Raw genomic sequence first — 16,997 nt, 5'->3', positions numbered from 1 at the left:
ACCCTTAAGGCATGCCGGCCTTCCGCGTCATAACACTCTCTTACAGGGGGGGCTTCCGATAAGAAGGTGTCCAGGCAAGTTAGATAGCAAAAAAGCGCGGGTCCCCTCTATGAAAGCCGCGCCCCTTCATATTATTCTATAATATCGTCATAACGCAAGTAGGATGTAACAAATTTGTTAGAACCTATAATAGACTTATGCCATTTTTGGTAAAGATTCCATAGATTCGCGCCTTAAGGCTCATTGGCCTGGCCCAAACGTCACAGATAGCGACCGAGCATCTCCACCACCGAGTCGGCGCACATCCGGTATCCTTCCTGATTCAAGTGAAGGCGGTCATCCGACAAATAACCGCTCAGATCCTCTTTGACCCTGGCATTCAGATCATGAATCGTAATGCCCATCGGCACAAGCGCCTTCACAGCGTATAAAACGAGAAGCGCCCGTTCTCCGCCGGTGCCACGACTTCTGCAAGGCCCGCCAGCCTTTCTCTAACATAAGGCTCATATCCCTCCCGGATGGAATCGCCCAGCAACAATATCCTCTTCATATATCCGCTCTCCTTCAATCCATCTATACTCGTAACGAAACGGCCTTATCCTGATCACCTCAGGATAAGGCCGCTCGAGCAGCACTACGGCTGAACCTGTTGGTTCCTCCAGATTAATAGCCCAGTGCGGTTTTGGCTTCCTTCCACTTCGCATTCAGCTTGTCGAACGCAGCCTGCAGATCGTCTGCCACAATATATTCTTGAACATAATCGCCGGTACCGATACCGATTTGTGCCTTGTTCGCGATCTCGTTAAACTTCGGATCGGTCGCTTCACTCTCGATCAACGTCGGATTGAACGATTGGAATTCGGCGAGCTGCGATATGGAGGACTCTGCCGACTTGATAATCGGCATGAAGCCGGAATCTTCCACATAGCCGGATTCCTTCACGAAGAAATCGACCCAAGCCGTGGCAAGCTCTTTGTTCTTGCTGTCTTTGCTGACGGCGATGAAATAATCCGAACCGAGCGGTGCGTTGTACTTGCCGCTATTATCATACGGGAGCGGGAAGAAGCCGATATCCTCCGAAGCTGCTCCTGCGCCGATCACCTGCGGGATTACCCAGTTGCCCAGGAAGTACATCGCCGCTTTGCCGGAAGCCACTTCGCCCTTCGAAATCTCCCAGTTGTTCGTGTACAGGTCTTTCTCTACCCATTCATTCTGCACGAAGGTGCGTCCAATATTCGCAAGGATTCCCCAAGCATTATCCACCTGGAACGGCGCTTCCTCGGCTACCTGCTTCGAGGCGAACTGCGGATCCCCGTTCACGTACCATGCGGAGTTATCCGCCCAGTTGCCCATCGTCCATTGAGCCCCGAAGTTCATGTACAGCGGAATGATGTCCGCCGCTTTCAGCTTCTCCGCAGCCCCGTAGAGCTCATCCAGCGTGGTTGGCACTTTGTCAACGCCCGCTGCCTCGAATGCTTTCTTGTTATACACAATCCCTTGCGTATTCACGCCCGTGGAGATCCCATAGCGTTTCCCTTCGAAGAGGGTATTGTCCGCAAAATAGACGTCTTCAAACATCGCGTCCGGCAGCGGTTCAAAATACTTGCTGTACTCCGAGGTGGCAAGGCCTGTCGGAATCATCAGCACGTCGCCGGCTTCTCCCGTGGTCAGACGGACCTGAATATCCGTCGCATAGTTCGTCAATCCTTCGAATTCAATTTCGGCCTTCGGATATTTTGCTTTGAATGCTTCCACGTATTTGTCCAGCGTGCCGTCATTCACCAGGTCGGTTCGGTGCGTCAGCACCTTCAGCTTGCCGCCAAGCTCCGTTTTGCCGGATGCCTCGGTCGGCTCGCTGCCTGCGTTATTGCTCGGCGGCGTCTCAGTGCCTGCATTATTCGTTTTATTTCCTCCGCAGGCGGCCAAAATGGATGATACGGTTAAGAGCAGAAGCAGTGCCATCGTGAATCTTTTTTTCATTTCGTCTTCCCCCTGTACTATGAATGTATTACGCTTCCTGTTTTCTCATGAAGCGCTTACTGATATCGCTTACATCCCAAATAATAATCGCTAACACGCCCAAAACAAATGAAGTGTTTTTGTTTTTATTGTCATAAATTATGCTAACATATCATTTTCTTGTTAGGTTCCAGAATATCTCCTTAACTATAGCAAAATCGCACCGCGCGTCTAAAGAAGCAAGCGGTGCGATACCAACCCTATATTCTTAAGCTCAGCTACCTGGCGAACCCGGTAAGTCCAGCCGATAACAATCTAAACCCGAATTCCCGCAGCATAAAATGTCTTTACCGTCTCCTCGGCCAACTTGCCGTACATGCAATAATCATCGTTCAGGGAGGCTTCCTCCAGGCCGTACAGCTTTGCCGGCCAATCCCACAGCATGTACCCCTGCATCCAATCCCGCTTGGCGCAGGCCGCGAACATTGCTTCATAATACCGCCGCTGCTCCTCCTCCGACGGGCCGCCGGGCAGCGACCAATCGTTCGGGCGGGCCGGGGATCCCTCGCGGCTCGGGCAGCCGGCTTCCATGAAGAAGAACGGCTTGTTCCATCGGCGGACCGTGCCTTCGATCCGGTCCAGCTGCTCCTCCCACTGGTCGATCGGATAATAGCCGCTGGAGGAGATGATATCTACCGCATCCCACCAACCCACGCGCTCCTCCTGATATTTGTCGCAGTTATACGTCACCAGCCCACCGTAGACGCTTCTTACGTCCCCGATCAGGGCCCGCCACTCCGCATCCCGCTTGTCGGCCTGCACCATCTCGCAGCCCACGCACAGCATCTCGCAATGCTCTTCCTCCGCGATTTCGGCATAATGGCGAATGAATTCCCCATAGGAGCGGAACCATTCGGCCCAGCTCGGTTCACCGGGAACCTCCTCGTCGAAGAAGTTAATGTGGGCTCGCCATGTTCCGTTCGCAACGTTCACGACCGGCTTCAAGCACACCTTCAGGCCCAGGCTCTTCGCCTTGCGGATGGCCCATCGCACCTCATCATCCGTCACCGTCGGTTCCTCCCGGAACGGGATTTCCGTCGACTGCGGCGTTGCCTGCACGGCAGACAGCGCAATGGCCACCCAGTTCACGTTCATGTCCGCCATGCGTTCCATGGAGAGTTCCGCCTCGGGTCCCGTCCAGGAGCCCCGTACGCCGGTCCACCCCCAAGTCATGCCGCATACTTTTTCCGTCCACGTGTTTGTCGAATTCATATATCGAGTCTCCTCTTCTACATAGTCTAGTGTTCGTTATTTGACCGCTCCGTTCGTAACCCCCGCAAAAATATACCGCTGCATGAACAAGAACAACACGACCGTCGGAATGAAAATAATGAGAATGCCTGCCGAGATCACGTTCAGCTGCGCCGCGTTCGGACCGATGAAGGAATAGATCGCGGTAGACACCACCTTCAGGTCCTGACTCGGCATATACAGGTACGGCGTGTAAAAATCGTTGTAAATCGAGATGCTCTTCAGAATGACCAAGGTGGCCGTAGCTGGCGCAAGCAGCGGGAAGATGATGGAACGGTAGATTTTGAACAAGGACGCCCCCTCCAGCATCGCGCTCTCATCCAAATCCCGCGGGATGCTGTTCACGAATTGCAGATAGATGACGATCTGGAGCACGTCGGCTCCTAAGTACAGCAGAATCGGCGCAAACATCGTGTTGTAGGCCCCCAGGCTCTGGATGACGCTGAAGGTAGCCACTTGTGTCGTGACCATCGGGATGACCTGAGCGACCAGATACATGCCCATGATGGCTTTTTTCATCTTGAACTCAAACCGTCCGACGGCATAAGCAACCATGGTGCCAAACAGGATATTGCCGACAACCGAAATGACCAGCACGATCAGGATATTGCGAAAGCCAAGTCCCAAATCCCCGATATCGATTACCCGCTTAAAGTTCTCGAAGTTTAAAAAATTATCCGGTAGACTAAGGCCTGATTGATAATACTCCACCTGGGTCTTGAACGCCCCTACAAAAATGGAGTAAATCGGGAAAAAGACCACGAACAAAGCGACAACCAGCGTGAAATAGTTGAACATCGTAAAGCCGATCGAGCGTTCCCTTCTCATGATTGCTTCTCCTCTCTGAACAGCAGCTTCCGCTGGATGACAATGAACAGCAGCACGATAATTAGCAGCACAACCGCCATCGCCGAAGCCAGTCCAAAGTTCTGATACTTGAACGCCGTATCCACCGTCTTAATGACGAAGGTCGACGTATCGTTCGCCCCGAGCAGCATCACAAACGGAATATCGAACGCTTCGAGCGCGCCCGTCAAGGTAAGGATGAGCATCAGCTCCAGCACGCCCCGGATGCTAGGCAGTGTGATGTAACGGAACTTCTGCCAACCCGATGCCCCGTCAATCGAGGCTGCCTCATACAGGTCGCCCGGAATCGATTGGAGCGCCCCAATAAAAATAACCATGTTCAGTCCCATGTACTTCCACATCGAGATGAACGCCAGGGCAAAATTCACGATCCCCTTATCGCCCAGCCAGCTCTGCTGCAAGGATTCGAGTCCAAGCGCGCCGAGCAGCGTATTCAAAGAGCCGTACTCCATGTGATATACGTTCTTGAACATGATAACCGTGGCCACGCTGTGCAGCACGTACGGCAGGAACAAAGCAACCCGGAAGCCGTTTCTCCCCTTCAGCTTGCTTGTCAGAATGACGGCAAAATAGAGGGCAAACACGACCTGGATGAGGCCCCCGACCAGATAATACAGATTGTTCTTGAGTGAACTGAACACTTCAGGCTTCGTAAAAATTTCGACGTAGTTGTCAAAGCCGATAAAGTTCATATCCCAGCCGAGACCCGACCAGTCCGTCAAGCTGTAATACAACAGCGATAGTGCCGGATAATAAGAGAAGGTCAGTGACAAGAGCACCGGAATGGCAAGGAAACCGAACAGAATAAGATAGCGCTGCGTTTTATAACTGAAATTGAACAATTCCCTTCCTCGCTTTCTGGATGAAATGGTACCGTTTTCAATCATTATAAAAGACAGCGCCCCGAAAAATAATAGACTTTGTTTGCTTTTATTGTCCTCAGTTTAGATAACAGTCACCTAACAAAATCACGGTACTCCTTTGGAGTTTTCCCGGTCATTTTTTTGAATACTTTATTAAAATAAGCCGGGTCCGGGTAGCCCACGCGTTCGCCGACCATATACGTCTTGAGCCCGTGATCCTCCTTCAGCAGCCGCTTGGCATGCTCGATTCGCACGGCGATACAATAGTCGGTAATCGTCTCCCCCGTCTCGGTCTTGAACAGCTTGCTCAAGTAACTCGGGGTCAAATAGACCAGATCGGCGAGGTGCTGCAGCTCTATTTCCTCGGTATAATGCTGCTGAATATAGACTTTGATCGTCTCCACAGCCCGGTGCTCGCTCTTCCCTTGATCCAGAAGCCCGGCAGCCTGCTCAACAGCGTTCTTCAGCTGGCCCGCGAAGGAGCGCCAATTCTCGCTGTTCCCCGGCTCCAGGCTCCAATCCACATCCCCTGCTGGAATGCCCCTCAGCTTCATCTCTTCCGCCACATGTGACTCCAGGGCAAAACAAACCTCTCTCAGCTCGGCCCAGCCCGGCTGCAGGGAAGCCGTCTCATCCAGCCATGTCCGCAGCGCCGTCGGCAAGCGCGCATACTCGCCGGCACGCAGTGCCGGAAGCAGCAGCTTATCCAGCGAACGGACAAGACGGTAGCGCTCTTCCTTCTGAACCGGCGGTCTGCCTTCACCCCCACAGCAGCGCCTTTCGTCGCTATACCAAGCCTGCTCCAGCACGCTCGCGGCTTCCCTGTAGGCCTGCGGCAGCCATCGGCTTCCACTGAACACGCCGCTGATGCCTGCCTTCGCCGATGTGCCCGCGGGAAGCTGCTGCAGGAGCATCGCAGCCCATTCCCTTACGATATTCGCATGGCTGGACTCTGCAATGGACACCAGGATCGCCTGCCGTTCCCCTTCGCAGTCAATAATTTTCCGCTCAGCCCCCCAAGCCGATGTCCATTCAAGCAGCCTCTCTTCCACGATTTCCGGGAATGTGCGAAGCAGGATGACCGCATAATATCCGTGGAACAGCGCCTGCTGATCCAGTCGGTCGCAGACTTCCTCGAACAAATGCCCCGGCATTTTTCGCTGATCCGCGCCTAACAGGAAGCTCGCCAGATCGTCCGACTCCAGCTTGCGCTCGTTCTGCTCGCCCTTGACCAGCTCGTCGACGTTCTCCAGCATGCGAAGCAGCTCTTTCATATTGACCGGCTTGAGCAAATACTCCAGGGCTCCCTGCCGCATGGCGGTCCGGGCATATTCGAAATCGTTATAACCGCTCAGCACGGCGAATTTGGTATGGCAGGCCATCTGCTTGATATTCGCCATTAGCTGGAGCCCGTTCATCTGCGGCATTTTGATATCGGTAATGACCAGATCGGGCTGCAGCTCATGCCATTGATCCAGCAGCTCCTGACCGCTTGCGAACGTCCCCACGACGCGGTACTGCTCGCCTGCATCCTGTATGAGCTTGCCCAGCCCTAACCTGATCCGTTCCTCATCATCCACCACTGCAATGTTAAGCATTCGCAAGTCCTCCTGTTCTCGGTTCTTCTGTATGGTCCGCGGGAAATGTAATCCGAACGGAAGTGCCCTGCCCTTCCTCGCTGTCTACGGCAAGGCCGTAAGGTCTGCCGTATCGGAGCTGAAGTCTCTCATGCACATTGCGCAGCCCGACCCCCCGGCCGTCCGTACCTTGAGGCTGCGCCTGATCCAGCACGTGGCGCAGCCTGTCAAGCGCTTCTGCCGACATGCCTAACCCGTCATCCGTCACGGTAAAAACATGGTCCGTGCCGTCCATGGCATAGGTAATGGTCAGATGGAGCACGGGTTTGTTCTCGTCAAAGCCATGATTGACGGCATTCTCGATAATCGGCTGAAACAGCAGCTTCATCACCTTAATGGAATTAGCTGCCGGATCATCCGGCAATATCAGCATGAACCGCTCGCCGTAACGGTAATTGAGCAGCTCGATGTAGGCTTTGACATGCTCCCACTCGTGCTTCACCTCCACGACCTCGCTGCCGGCATGAATGCTGTAACGGAGCTGCTGGCCTAACAGCTGAACCATATCCCCCACCTCATGATCATCATGAAGGACGGCCGTCATCCGGATCGTCTCCAGCGTGTTGTAGATAAAATGCGGATTGATCTGGTGCTGTAGGCGCTCCAGTTCCGCCTCCTTCTTCCGCTTCTCGATCGTGTAAATATCATCAATAAGCTGTTTGATGCGTGCCATCATCCGGTTGAACGAAACCCCGATCAGCGCTGCCTCGTCACGCCTTCGGACCGGGAACACCACATCCAGCTTGCCGGTCTGCACCTGCTTCATCAGATGTACGATGGACCGCAGCGGTCTTGTCAGCGCATAAATCAGAATCAGGGAAATGATGAGGGCAAAGCTGGTAACGCCGACAGCCGCAGCGATCGTAATTTTGCGGGTCTTAAGCGCATCCTGCATCAGCTGACGCTCCGGCACCGTAATCAGGATCAGCCAGCCCGTCTGCTCGGATTTCCGGTAGACGACCAGCTGCTCCTCCCCGCCAACGTCAAGGCGAAAGCTCCCTTCGGTTCCGGTGGCCTGGGCAAGCGCCTTATTGTCGGTCATGCTGCGGGACAAATATTTCTTCTCGCTGTCATAGATCACGGTCCCGTTGTCATCCAGGATGAAGGTGGTGCCGTGCGTCGTCTCCTCCAGGTCGGTGACAATGTTCTCGATCACGCCGATGTTGGCATCCACCACAATTGTTCCGATGGAATGATACGATTTATCGATAATGTCGCGGACGACCGTGAACATATACTGCTTGCTGCCGGCGGACACGGCGATCTCCTGCGTGCTGACCAGCACGGGCCGGCCGCCGGCCGCCGTGGCGAGCTTGCGCCAGTTGTCATAGTACTGCTGCAGATTAGAACGGTTCCCGCCGCTTTTGACCACATAGTACGGGTTGCCGAAAAGGTCGAACAGATACACGTTACTCGTGCCTTCCTTTATGTTGTTCATGAAGTAGATGCTCCGCTCGACCTTACGCGTGATCTGGAGCTTCAGCTCGCTCTCGTTCAGGCTAGCCGATTCATTCGGCTGCCCCTCCGCCTGGTAATGCCGATTCGACAGCTCAAGCCCTGACTGAATTTCGTTGAGGTACGAGGGAATGATCGAAATTTTCATCATATCGGTCACGTAATCGTCCAGCTTGCCCATCATTTTGCTCGACAGCTGGGACACGTAGGCGACCGTATTATTCTCGATGGTGGCCGTATAGCGTTCTGCCGCAAAATACGTGATGAGTCCGATCGGCAGGATGATCAGAAACAAAAAGACCACAAACAGCTTCCGGTCCAGACGCCCGGCCGGCCGCTCCTTCCATAGACGGGCAATGCAGCCGCGCATATTCATCTCAATCGACCTTCTTGGCATAAGCCGTGGATTCGCGGAGGATGAAGTCGCCGGCAAGCAGTATTTTTTCCAGCGGACTATCCGGCTGCTCCACCCGTCTCATCAACATCTCCACCGCCCTGCGTCCGAACGCCTCCTTGTTGACATGGATGGTGCTAAGCGACGGGGTCGCAAAAGCCGCATCCTCAATGTTGTCAAAGCCGGTAACCGAGCAATCGGCAGGCACTTTGGTACCCAGCTTGCCAAGGACCGTCATAATGCAGATGGCAATGGAGTCGTTCGCGCACACAAAAGCGGTCGGCAGTTCATCCATCCGACTTATAATCATCTCCAGCGCCTCCGTCATTTCGGAACGGTTGTCCCCTTCGAAGCTGAGCAGCTCCTCGTTCTGATTCAGCGGGATCCCCTGCTCGCCGAGAACGGAGCGGTACCCTTGATAACGATCGGTGAAGCTGCGCGAAAACCGGACGTTGCCTACAAACTGAAGCTTTCGATGCCCGCACCCCGTCAAGTAATTGGTTACCCGTCTCGTGCACTCCACATTGTTCATGAACAGGGAGTCTGACGGAATCAGCGGATCTTCATGATCGATCAATACGAAGGGGATATCCAGGCTCCGGATTTCGAGGAGCAGCTGCGACGAGATGAATCCGACGCCGATGATGCCTCTCACCCCGCTCGGATTAATCAGGTTCGCAAAGCTGTCCTTGAATTGGTCGGTCACGATGACCATCCCCGTCTCCCTCAGCTCAAGCTCATTTGTGATTCCATCGATAATTCGCCCCCAATACAGCGAATCACGTGTCTGATAACGGACATTCGGAACGAGCACGATTACGGTTTCCCTTGCGGCAAGGGTGCCGCTGGCATTAGTTTCGTTTTTCTTGCCTCCGGCCTTCGGCGGCTTGTTGGCAAAATAGCCGAGTTGAGTCGCGACGTTCACGATTTTCTCCCTTGTCTCCAGACTGACGCCGGATTTACCTGAAAGCGCTTTAGAAACTGCGAACTTTGAAAGTCCGAGATGATCGGCAATTTGCTGCATCGTGACTTTTCCTGCCATAAGCTGCACACATCCTTTAGCATAATCGGTTAGTTATTATTTATTAGTTATTTGTTATCATAACATCCCATTTATTAGGCAAACAATCAAAAGTTTTTGAATTAGGCGAGGGCACAGACAAAAGCCCGTTCCAACCAGGAACGGACTTTGTAACTTAATGATTCACCTTATTTACGTTTCATTGCGATAATGAATCTCCATACATACACCTACATACACCGATACGCTAACCTATGGACACGGTTAGCTGCCCTATCGCCCTGCTGCAGCGGCTCTATCACCAATCACTTGCCTTAGCACAGGCTCAAGCCCATCCGCCATCAGCTTGAAGCCAAGGTCGGTCGGATGAACCCCATCAACGGTCGTCTCCCCGGGATCGTCACCTAACCAATCCGATCCATCCACAAATGTTAGGTTATGGTCTCCGTCCTCGGTCAGCTGCCGGATCAGATCCATCTGGAACTTTTTCCGCACCAGCCGTCCTTCGCGAAACTCCGGCATAAACGACTCGGCTCCATGAGGGATGCGGGATACCAGGATGATGGGAACCTGGGGATGGAACTTCCGGTAAGTCTCGATATACTGCGGCAAGGTCTGCCGATAAGCTTCGGTCCCCCCGCAATTCGCCTCATAATCAATCACGAGGCAGGCCGGCTCCGAGATTTGGGCGGCCAGCTCGGCAAGCTCCGGCTCTCCCTTGCCGTTCCCCGAGAAGCCCAGGTTGACAAACTCCAGATGCAGCCTGCGGCTTAAGATATTCGTGTACGACATGCCGGGCCGCGACGCGCATCCTCCTTGGGTAATGGAGGTTCCGTATACAATCACTTTTTTGGAAGAATCATAGGATTCCGGTGCCCAGACCTCCGCTTCTGGTTCAATTCCAATCCATATCTCCTCGACGCCCTGGTATAAAGGCATGTTGAGCAGGAACGAGCGTACTTTGCGGTCCTCGACATTGAAAAGGCTGCTCTCATACTCTACCTGACCTGGCTGGAAACGGGCCGTTCCTGCATGTTTCCACTCGCCCGGGCCGCCGATATAAGCATCCACTCCGCACTCCCCCGTTGGCGGCATGTGATACATGCCAGATCCTGCGGTCAGCCGCACGCGGACCGAGACGCTTCGCGAATTCGTGCGGAAGCGGATCTGACCACCTGATGTGCAGTTCGCTAATGCATCCACCTCCGGCCCTATGGGAACATCAGGTACGGTAGGCAGCCTGCGATATTTATGTTCAACGTCGAGCCAGGCAAAGCCCGACACTCGGAACGGCTCCTCCAATGGAGAATTCCATAACCGTTCGTCCGCTCCGGCGTTATCAATCTTCATGTTCAGATCCAACTGAAATGGAGACAACTTATCAGATTCAGGACTATTGTTCTGCACAATGTATCGCCTCCCTATGTAAGCTCGGATCGACTTTTCGTTTCATAGGCATGGAGTGCATTGCCTTAGAACGGCTTACCGGTCCCAGGCCGTGGCAACCTCTGCCTTCAGCTCCTTCAGCAGCTCTTCCTTGTCATCCCGGTAGAACATGTTGTAGGTATCGAACGGGATCATCCGTCCGTCGGGATGCATGATGTGGACGCAGGATTTCTTGACGGAGCGGACATCGAAGTTATGGGCATCCAGGAACTGCATGATAATGACCCGGAAGACGTTGTCATAGGTAATCTGCTCCGGTACGGCGGCCAGCGGCAGACAGCAGAGCAGGCTCTTCAGGGAGAGCGCCGAGGATTGCGGCGAATGGCCCGTTGACAGCAGCTCGAACATTTTGCTTCGGATGACCGGATCCTGCTCAAACACAATCGTGTTGCTGTCGCCCTCGAGCAGGATTTCCGGGTCGATCATCCGCGTCAACGGCAGCACTTCCCCGCCCAGCTTCAATGCGTAGCCCATCGCCAGGCAATCCGGATGGCAAGGCACCGGCAGAATGTCCGCATCCGTAAACACCTCGGACTGATCGATGATCATCCGCCGGACTTCGCTCACGGTCAGCCGATCGGTTGCCGGATCATACCCCTCCAGCCGGCCTGCGGCCTGAATCGGCTGAATAGTCACGCCGCGCACTGCTTTTTGCTGAAGTCCGTACTGAATAATGTCTCCGATCTCGCCGTCATTGAGGCCTTTCTTCAGCGTGACGACCAGCGTCGTGGATATGTTGAATTCATTCAGATGGTCAATGGCCTGCTGGCGGATGCGCCGCAGGTCGGCCCCTCTCAGCTCCTTCAGCACATGCGCCTCAAAACTGTCGAACTGCAGGTAGATTTCGAAGCCGGGCATATATTCGGCGAGCCTCCGCGCAAAATCGCGGTCCTGGGCAATGCGGATACCGTTCGTGTTCACCATAATATGCTTGATGGGGCGGCTCTTGCACATGTCCAGGATGTCAAAAAAATCCGGATGCGTCGTCGGCTCGCCGCCGCTGATCTGCACGATGTCGGGCTCCCCCTCGTTCTCGACGATCCGGTCGAGCATGAATTCGATCTGTGCAAGCGACCTGTAGGAAGTGCGATGCGGCGACGATTCCGCGAAGCAGATCGGACACTGCAGGTTGCAGTGATCCGTGATCTCCAGTAGCGTGAGGCAGCTGTGCTGCTCATGGTCCGGACAGAGTCCGCAGTCGTAAGGACAGCCGTAACGGATCGGCGTATTCCAGACGAGCGGCATTTCGGACGGCTTGATGAACTTTCGCGTCTGATGGTAATAATCGGCCTCGGTTGCGATCAGCACTTTTTCCGGACCGTGAACGAGGCATCTTTTGAGCATGTAGATCATGCCGTTCTCCTCGATGATCTTGGCTTCCACTTTGCGGTAACAGGTCGTGCATATGCTGTTGGTCAGTTCATGATACAGATAAGGCCGGTTTTTTGGCATAATCAAGACTCCTTTGGTCAGCTTGGAAGTTGGGAACCCGGCATCGATCGGCGAAGCCGGTTTCTGCCGCCGATCAGCCACGCATAATAGATGAGGCCCGCGATGCAGGCTAATTGGATATTGTTCAGTCCCAGGTAAGGATGCGGCGTCGGCTTGATCCAGTCGATCACCAGGCGGAACAGCAGATACCCGGCCATGAACCATTGAAACATCCGCCCGGACACGTAGCCCTCGCGAGCGGATCTGCCGCGGCTTTGGCGGTACAGCGGAAGCAGCAGCAAGGCAAGCACGATCAGGAACAGGATCTCATACAGCTGAGTCGGGTGGCGATAAACCCCGTCGCCAAAATCCACACCCGTGAACCAGGTCGTCGGCGTACCATAGGTATGGTCATCCAGACCGGTCAGAAAACAGCCGATCCGTCCGAGTCCCAGGCCCAGCATCAGCGGATAAACAAAATCATCGCCCGTGGAATGCTTCCATCCCACCAAGCGCTTCGTCAGCTCAACGCCGATCAACCCGCCCAGAAGACCGCCTACAATCGTCTTGCCTCCCCACAGCAGATGGAATTGGCGCAGCTGTTCCCAGGTGGCGGCCGGATCCTCCAGCCAGAATAGCAGCTTGGAGCCAATGGCCGCGCCGGCAATGATTCCAGCCAGAATCTGCAGGCTCATCAGCTTCGTCATGCCGCTCGGCCTGCGGGTCCATAAATACACGCGGAAGCCGATAAAGTAGGCCAGCGATTCAAACAGCACGTGCGGATGAATCCGCCAGGAACCCAGGTACACATAAACAGGAAACTCCATCTGTCCACTCCTTGATATCAAAACTTGAATTGGAAAAGCAATCTAACCGGAAATAGGCACGCGTTATTTTAATAAGAAAATAAGATTGCGCCGCAAATCGTCAGCAGCAGCAGCGCAAGGCCGCCCAAAATGGCCAGTATGGAGATGATCACGGTCACCCATACGTTCCTTTGCCGTCCCGGCATACCGGGAGCGGGGTTCATCTCACCGCACCGGTAGCGGCAGCGGCCTGTCTCCGAATTATGGCATTCCTGACACACTGGCTTCCCGCAGCGAGTGCACTGAGCGACGGCCTCCCTCTCGGGATGGTTCATGCAGCGGTAGAATTCCATCCAATCACCTCACTTGGCATTTAATCCCTATATCCCCTATTGTAAACGTTGCCGGAGAATTAGACTACCACCTACATTTACGACGCTTGTCCCGTGATTATGAGTAACATTAGAGGCGCCATACCCAGCAGCAAAGATGGCCCCGGCGCTTTAACAACAAAAAAAAGGCAAGCCATCTGCCTTATGAAAGCCAGCGCTTGCCTATCCATTCCCGTCTTCTATCCGTCAGCTCGTGGGTGCATCCTGCCAAACATTAAACTTGTTGCCGTCCACATCCTTGAATTTGAACTGCAATCCGCAGGAACCGTGATCAACCAGCGGCTCGACCTCTGCTCCGTTCTCCCGCAGCCGTTTGTGCAACTCGGTAATGTTCTCGACCTCGAAGGTTAACGAAAACATCTCATAGTTCTCCCCATCCCATTGGTTGGTTACAAAGTTGGCTGTTCGGTTATCGAGTGTTTCCAGCAGGAATAGCCACTGTCCGTCCCCTAGGATCAGGATAGCGCCCGTGTCGTCGCATTTTCTCACAGTAAGGCCAAATAGCTCAGAGTACCATTTTACCGCCAGCGGAAGATTCCTTACCGGGAGATAATTGCAATGAACCTTCTTTAGCAAAGGCTTGTTCACGGATTGGAGCTTGGGCACTTCGTTTAATTGGTTGTCTGTCGTCATCCTATTCACCTCTTGTTTAATGTGGTTTCAATATATAGACGATGGAGCCGGATCAATTCCGTCACGAAGTCTATATTTTTTATCCATGTTTTTCAATCGCAAGATACTTATTGCCATCGGGATCGTAAAATGCCAGCCATTTGCCGAATACATTATCCTCCCGGATCGGCTCGCTTCTAACCCCCTGTTGATGCAGCCGGTGCCCTAACTGCCCAACGCTCGCTACTTCGAACGTGAGTACTGGCATGCTGGACGGTGAGTGATGCTGACATTCGAGCAAATACAATTCCTGTCCGGATTCCAGTACCGGATTTCCGTGCCTGCTGGTTGCCAGATGAAAATGCAGAATAAACCATGCGGTCGCCTGCCTCTTATCCGTGACTGGAATATAGAAATGACCGGCTCGCTTAAGGACTTGCTCCGAGACCTGCTGCTCGAAATCCCTTCCCAGACGATGGGTATGGAAATAATGCTCGAAATCACGGGCAAGATGCTGTTTCAAAACTTCTCTGGCACGTCGTATACGGCTTTCAACCGCAGATACCGACATATTAAGGAACTGTCCGATCTCTTTCATGGACCACTCGCTTAAGTAATGCAGGACGACAACGGTTTTACTCTTCTCCTCCAATTCCTGCAAGGCTCCCCAGACGGAGTCATGGATCACATATTGTTCCAGCCATGGGGTGATATTGTCCGATGATAAAGCCGTTTCATGAAGCGGGAGCGTTCGCCTGCTTCTTTTGGCAAAATCGAGACTGGTCCGGTGCGCAATCGCATATAACCAGCTGCCAAGCTTGGCAGGATCGTTCAGCGTATGCAGGTTACGGTAACTCTTCAAAAACGCCTCCTGCACGGCATCCTGCGCCTCGTGGAAGTCCCCCAGTACACTGTACGCAACGGATAACAGGGCATTGGAATACTGATGGACAATCATCCGGTAAGCTTCAAAATCCCCCGCTTTAGCATCCTCTATCCGTTGCTCCGATAGCGGCGAATCCTCTTTCATGAGGATAGATCCTCCCACCGTGCCCACATCTCTTGCGGATTGAGCTCATATACCCCATTATCCCTGAACATGAAATGATGCATGATGAACTCCCGGCGAAGAGTCGCAAAGTCCTCATGGTAACCCTGAATAAACTCGTTGATTTCCTTCTCGGTGTACTTACGTCCCTTCTCAAGTCGGGATACCATATGCGTAAGCACGATGAGTTTCTTCTTCAGCTGGGCAGGGATGCTCTTCAGCTTTCCATCGGAAGTGAAAAAATTCTTCACGACAGCGTCCCTCGTCCGCTGATCGTCTTCCTCCAAGCGCTCCGGAACGCCTGCGGGCCTTACTCTCTGATAGATCAAATTCTCCGTCGCTCTCGCGCTATTTGCGATAAAATAATCATTTAGCGAAAAATAGATCGTGTTCTTATCCCTGCGCTCTTTAATCAGGCTCGCTTCCCGCAGCTTTGCTGCATGGTGCGTAATCGTTGCCGGGGTGACGCCGATCTTCTCGGCCAGCACCTGTCCGTTCAATTCGCCTTCGGCTAACAGGATCAGCATTTTGATTCGCGTCGGGTCTGCAAGCGCCTTATGATAACTAACCACCTTATCCAATTGCATGGATATGTTCACTCCCTACACAATTTGACGAACATCTAATTTATGTTTCATTAAATCAGATATTATCCCATCCGAAATTCAAAGTAAACCTTCAGTAACGCCTGAACTTCACAGAACGTGAAGCAGCCCGCTCCATTGTTATAAAGGAGCGGGCTGCTGCATGACTATCGTTTCTCAAGTTTCGTATTCACATGCAGTTAACCGACGAACCGCGTCTTACACGACAGCAGCGTCGACTCTGGACTGATCGGCATTCTGGCATCTCTTGCATACCTTCAGCGCCGTGCCGTCCGACTTGTTGGCGACGTAAAGGAGCTTGATGCGAGAAGTGCTGCATACCGGGCATGTGCCGCGGCCACGTGATGGCATACTCCAGAGTGCGCGGCCCCGTTTTGTTTTGGCCATGTTTCGTATCCCCTTTATTTCATAATCTCTCTAATGTTGTTGCGAACCCATGCACACAGCTGGTCTACATTGCGTTTATCCTTTGTTATGAGAATTGTAATCTCCTCAAGGCGAGCAAGCTGGATATCTGTGCAACTCCATTATAGGGGACGACCTGTCGTCAAATATAGGGAATAAACGCTTATGAATTCTTTTTTACATAAGCGTTTCAAGCCTTCATGAGGTCCATATTCGTTGTATGCCGGGTGCATCTTGCAGAAAGCTAAGATGGTATACATCAGGATTGGACAAGCCCTCCCACTCCCTGAATCCAATTCGGTTGTCGTAATGCTTCAGCAGAAGCGAGATCAGATTGCCATGCGACACGATGACAGCATTCTGGCTGGAGTTCTGCTGGATCTCCTCCACTACACGAACGGCGCGGTGCATGGCTGTACGACTTGATTCCCCGCCTTCATAACACAACTCCAAATCATCATAAGTTCGGCGAAGCATCTCCCGCCAAGCAGGCTCATTGCGACCCGATAGAATTCTCTCCGTTAATCTCTCATCCATCACGACTTCCACGCCAATGAGATCCGCCAACGGTTTTATTGTATCGCTGGCTCTACGGTAAGGGCTCGAAACAATATGATCAATCCCTTTATCCGAGAGAAACTCCGCAAGTTCAAGCGCTTGCTGAATGCCCTGCCCGGTTAACGGAGCGTCGGCAGCTTGTCCCTCTGCTTTGCAATGCCGCACAATAAATACGTTTTTCATGGAA

Annotated in this window: 18 protein-coding genes; all 18 read right to left on the bottom strand. The window is 53.2% G+C overall.

Annotated features, from left to right (window positions below; all coding sequences use genetic code 11):
- Positions 1-260 precede the first annotated feature (260 nt).
- Positions 261-404, bottom strand: a complete 144-nt coding sequence (locus MKY82_RS05910; RefSeq protein WP_235613143.1) for a hypothetical protein — start codon at positions 402-404, stop codon at positions 261-263.
- A 14-nt stretch (positions 405-418) separates the two neighbouring features.
- Positions 419-550, bottom strand: coding sequence for a hypothetical protein (locus MKY82_RS05905; RefSeq protein ID WP_259445447.1), 132 nt, complete (start codon positions 548-550; stop codon positions 419-421).
- A 113-nt stretch (positions 551-663) separates the two neighbouring features.
- Complete coding sequence (locus MKY82_RS05900) at positions 664-1,980, bottom strand: extracellular solute-binding protein (protein WP_220686400.1); 1,317 nt, start codon at positions 1,978-1,980, stop codon at positions 664-666.
- A gap of 294 nt (positions 1,981-2,274) precedes the next feature.
- Complete coding sequence (locus tag MKY82_RS05895; RefSeq protein ID WP_339295715.1) at positions 2,275-3,231, bottom strand: 1,4-beta-xylanase; 957 nt, start codon at positions 3,229-3,231, stop codon at positions 2,275-2,277.
- A 36-nt stretch (positions 3,232-3,267) separates the two neighbouring features.
- Entirely contained in the window at positions 3,268-4,098 is an 831-nt protein-coding gene (locus MKY82_RS05890; protein WP_339222053.1) for a carbohydrate ABC transporter permease, read from the bottom strand.
- Positions 4,095-4,979: a sugar ABC transporter permease gene (locus MKY82_RS05885; RefSeq protein ID WP_071221331.1), complete on the bottom strand. Its 885-nt coding sequence runs from the start codon at positions 4,977-4,979 to the stop codon at positions 4,095-4,097. Before MKY82_RS05885 ends, MKY82_RS05890 begins: the two co-directional genes overlap by 4 nt.
- A 113-nt stretch (positions 4,980-5,092) precedes the next feature.
- Positions 5,093-6,598: a response regulator gene (locus MKY82_RS05880; RefSeq protein ID WP_339295714.1), complete on the bottom strand. Its 1,506-nt coding sequence runs from the start codon at positions 6,596-6,598 to the stop codon at positions 5,093-5,095.
- On the bottom strand, positions 6,591-8,468 hold the full coding sequence (locus MKY82_RS05875) for a sensor histidine kinase (protein ID WP_339295713.1): 1,878 nt from the start codon (positions 8,466-8,468) through the stop codon (positions 6,591-6,593). Before MKY82_RS05875 ends, MKY82_RS05880 begins: the two co-directional genes overlap by 8 nt.
- Before the next feature lies 1 nt (position 8,469).
- Positions 8,470-9,528 carry a LacI family DNA-binding transcriptional regulator gene (locus tag MKY82_RS05870; protein ID WP_220686405.1) on the bottom strand — a complete coding sequence of 353 codons (1,059 nt, stop codon included), beginning with the start codon at positions 9,526-9,528 and terminating at the stop codon, positions 8,470-8,472.
- Between the two features lie 252 nt (positions 9,529-9,780).
- Entirely contained in the window at positions 9,781-10,914 is a 1,134-nt protein-coding gene (locus tag MKY82_RS05865; RefSeq protein WP_339295712.1) for an SGNH/GDSL hydrolase family protein, read from the bottom strand.
- 75 nt (positions 10,915-10,989) lie between these two features.
- Positions 10,990-12,405, bottom strand: coding sequence for a radical SAM protein (locus MKY82_RS05860; protein WP_194541143.1), 1,416 nt, complete (start codon positions 12,403-12,405; stop codon positions 10,990-10,992).
- Positions 12,406-12,422: 17 nt separating this feature from the next.
- On the bottom strand, positions 12,423-13,211 hold the full coding sequence (locus MKY82_RS05855) for a prolipoprotein diacylglyceryl transferase family protein (RefSeq protein ID WP_194541142.1): 789 nt from the start codon (positions 13,209-13,211) through the stop codon (positions 12,423-12,425).
- A gap of 68 nt (positions 13,212-13,279) precedes the next feature.
- Positions 13,280-13,543: a B-box zinc finger protein gene (locus MKY82_RS05850; RefSeq protein ID WP_339222042.1), complete on the bottom strand. Its 264-nt coding sequence runs from the start codon at positions 13,541-13,543 to the stop codon at positions 13,280-13,282.
- A 225-nt stretch (positions 13,544-13,768) separates the two neighbouring features.
- Positions 13,769-14,215 (bottom strand): VOC family protein, encoded by a 447-nt coding sequence (locus MKY82_RS05845; RefSeq protein ID WP_339222040.1) that lies wholly within the window; start codon positions 14,213-14,215, stop codon positions 13,769-13,771.
- 79 nt (positions 14,216-14,294) lie between these two features.
- A complete protein-coding gene (locus MKY82_RS05840; protein ID WP_339222038.1) occupies positions 14,295-15,224 on the bottom strand; it encodes a sigma-70 family RNA polymerase sigma factor in 930 nt (309 codons plus the stop codon).
- Positions 15,221-15,829, bottom strand: coding sequence for a metalloregulator ArsR/SmtB family transcription factor (locus MKY82_RS05835; protein WP_339222036.1), 609 nt, complete (start codon positions 15,827-15,829; stop codon positions 15,221-15,223). The genes MKY82_RS05840 and MKY82_RS05835 overlap by 4 nt, the downstream gene beginning before the upstream one ends.
- Positions 15,830-16,045: 216 nt before the next feature.
- Positions 16,046-16,234 (bottom strand): hypothetical protein, encoded by a 189-nt coding sequence (locus MKY82_RS05830; protein WP_074961888.1) that lies wholly within the window; start codon positions 16,232-16,234, stop codon positions 16,046-16,048.
- Positions 16,235-16,450: 216 nt separating this feature from the next.
- Complete coding sequence (locus tag MKY82_RS05825) at positions 16,451-16,993, bottom strand: histidine phosphatase family protein (protein ID WP_339222034.1); 543 nt, start codon at positions 16,991-16,993, stop codon at positions 16,451-16,453.
- Positions 16,994-16,997 lie beyond the last annotated feature (4 nt).

It is taken from the genome of Paenibacillus sp. FSL W7-1279, assembly GCF_037969845.1.
Taxonomy (GTDB): domain Bacteria; phylum Bacillota; class Bacilli; order Paenibacillales; family Paenibacillaceae; genus Paenibacillus_AQ.
Note: the sequence above shows the minus strand (reverse complement) of the source record. Positions and strands in the feature narration are given on the sequence as shown.

What these genes read in the sequence shown, in the direction of transcription:
- MKY82_RS05825 (WP_339222034.1), bottom strand. Translation starts at nt 16,993, where the DNA reads ATGAAAAACGTATTTATTGTGCGGCATTGCAAAGCAGAGGGACAAGCT.
- MKY82_RS05910 (WP_235613143.1), bottom strand. Translation starts at nt 404, where the DNA reads ATGGGCATTACGATTCATGATCTGAATGCCAGGGTCAAAGAGGATCTG.
- MKY82_RS05855 (WP_194541142.1), bottom strand. Translation starts at nt 13,211, where the DNA reads ATGGAGTTTCCTGTTTATGTGTACCTGGGTTCCTGGCGGATTCATCCG.
- MKY82_RS05895 (WP_339295715.1), bottom strand. Translation starts at nt 3,231, where the DNA reads ATGAATTCGACAAACACGTGGACGGAAAAAGTATGCGGCATGACTTGG.
- MKY82_RS05880 (WP_339295714.1), bottom strand. Translation starts at nt 6,598, where the DNA reads ATGCTTAACATTGCAGTGGTGGATGATGAGGAACGGATCAGGTTAGGG.
- MKY82_RS05840 (WP_339222038.1), bottom strand. Translation starts at nt 15,224, where the DNA reads ATGAAAGAGGATTCGCCGCTATCGGAGCAACGGATAGAGGATGCTAAA.
- MKY82_RS05835 (WP_339222036.1), bottom strand. Translation starts at nt 15,829, where the DNA reads ATGCAATTGGATAAGGTGGTTAGTTATCATAAGGCGCTTGCAGACCCG.
- MKY82_RS05905 (WP_259445447.1), bottom strand. Translation starts at nt 550, where the DNA reads ATGAAGAGGATATTGTTGCTGGGCGATTCCATCCGGGAGGGATATGAG.
- MKY82_RS05875 (WP_339295713.1), bottom strand. Translation starts at nt 8,468, where the DNA reads ATGAATATGCGCGGCTGCATTGCCCGTCTATGGAAGGAGCGGCCGGCC.
- MKY82_RS05860 (WP_194541143.1), bottom strand. Translation starts at nt 12,405, where the DNA reads ATGCCAAAAAACCGGCCTTATCTGTATCATGAACTGACCAACAGCATA.
- MKY82_RS05890 (WP_339222053.1), bottom strand. Translation starts at nt 4,098, where the DNA reads ATGAGAAGGGAACGCTCGATCGGCTTTACGATGTTCAACTATTTCACG.
- MKY82_RS05900 (WP_220686400.1), bottom strand. Translation starts at nt 1,980, where the DNA reads ATGAAAAAAAGATTCACGATGGCACTGCTTCTGCTCTTAACCGTATCA.
- MKY82_RS05850 (WP_339222042.1), bottom strand. Translation starts at nt 13,543, where the DNA reads ATGGAATTCTACCGCTGCATGAACCATCCCGAGAGGGAGGCCGTCGCT.
- MKY82_RS05845 (WP_339222040.1), bottom strand. Translation starts at nt 14,215, where the DNA reads ATGACGACAGACAACCAATTAAACGAAGTGCCCAAGCTCCAATCCGTG.
- MKY82_RS05870 (WP_220686405.1), bottom strand. Translation starts at nt 9,528, where the DNA reads ATGGCAGGAAAAGTCACGATGCAGCAAATTGCCGATCATCTCGGACTT.
- MKY82_RS05830 (WP_074961888.1), bottom strand. Translation starts at nt 16,234, where the DNA reads ATGGCCAAAACAAAACGGGGCCGCGCACTCTGGAGTATGCCATCACGT.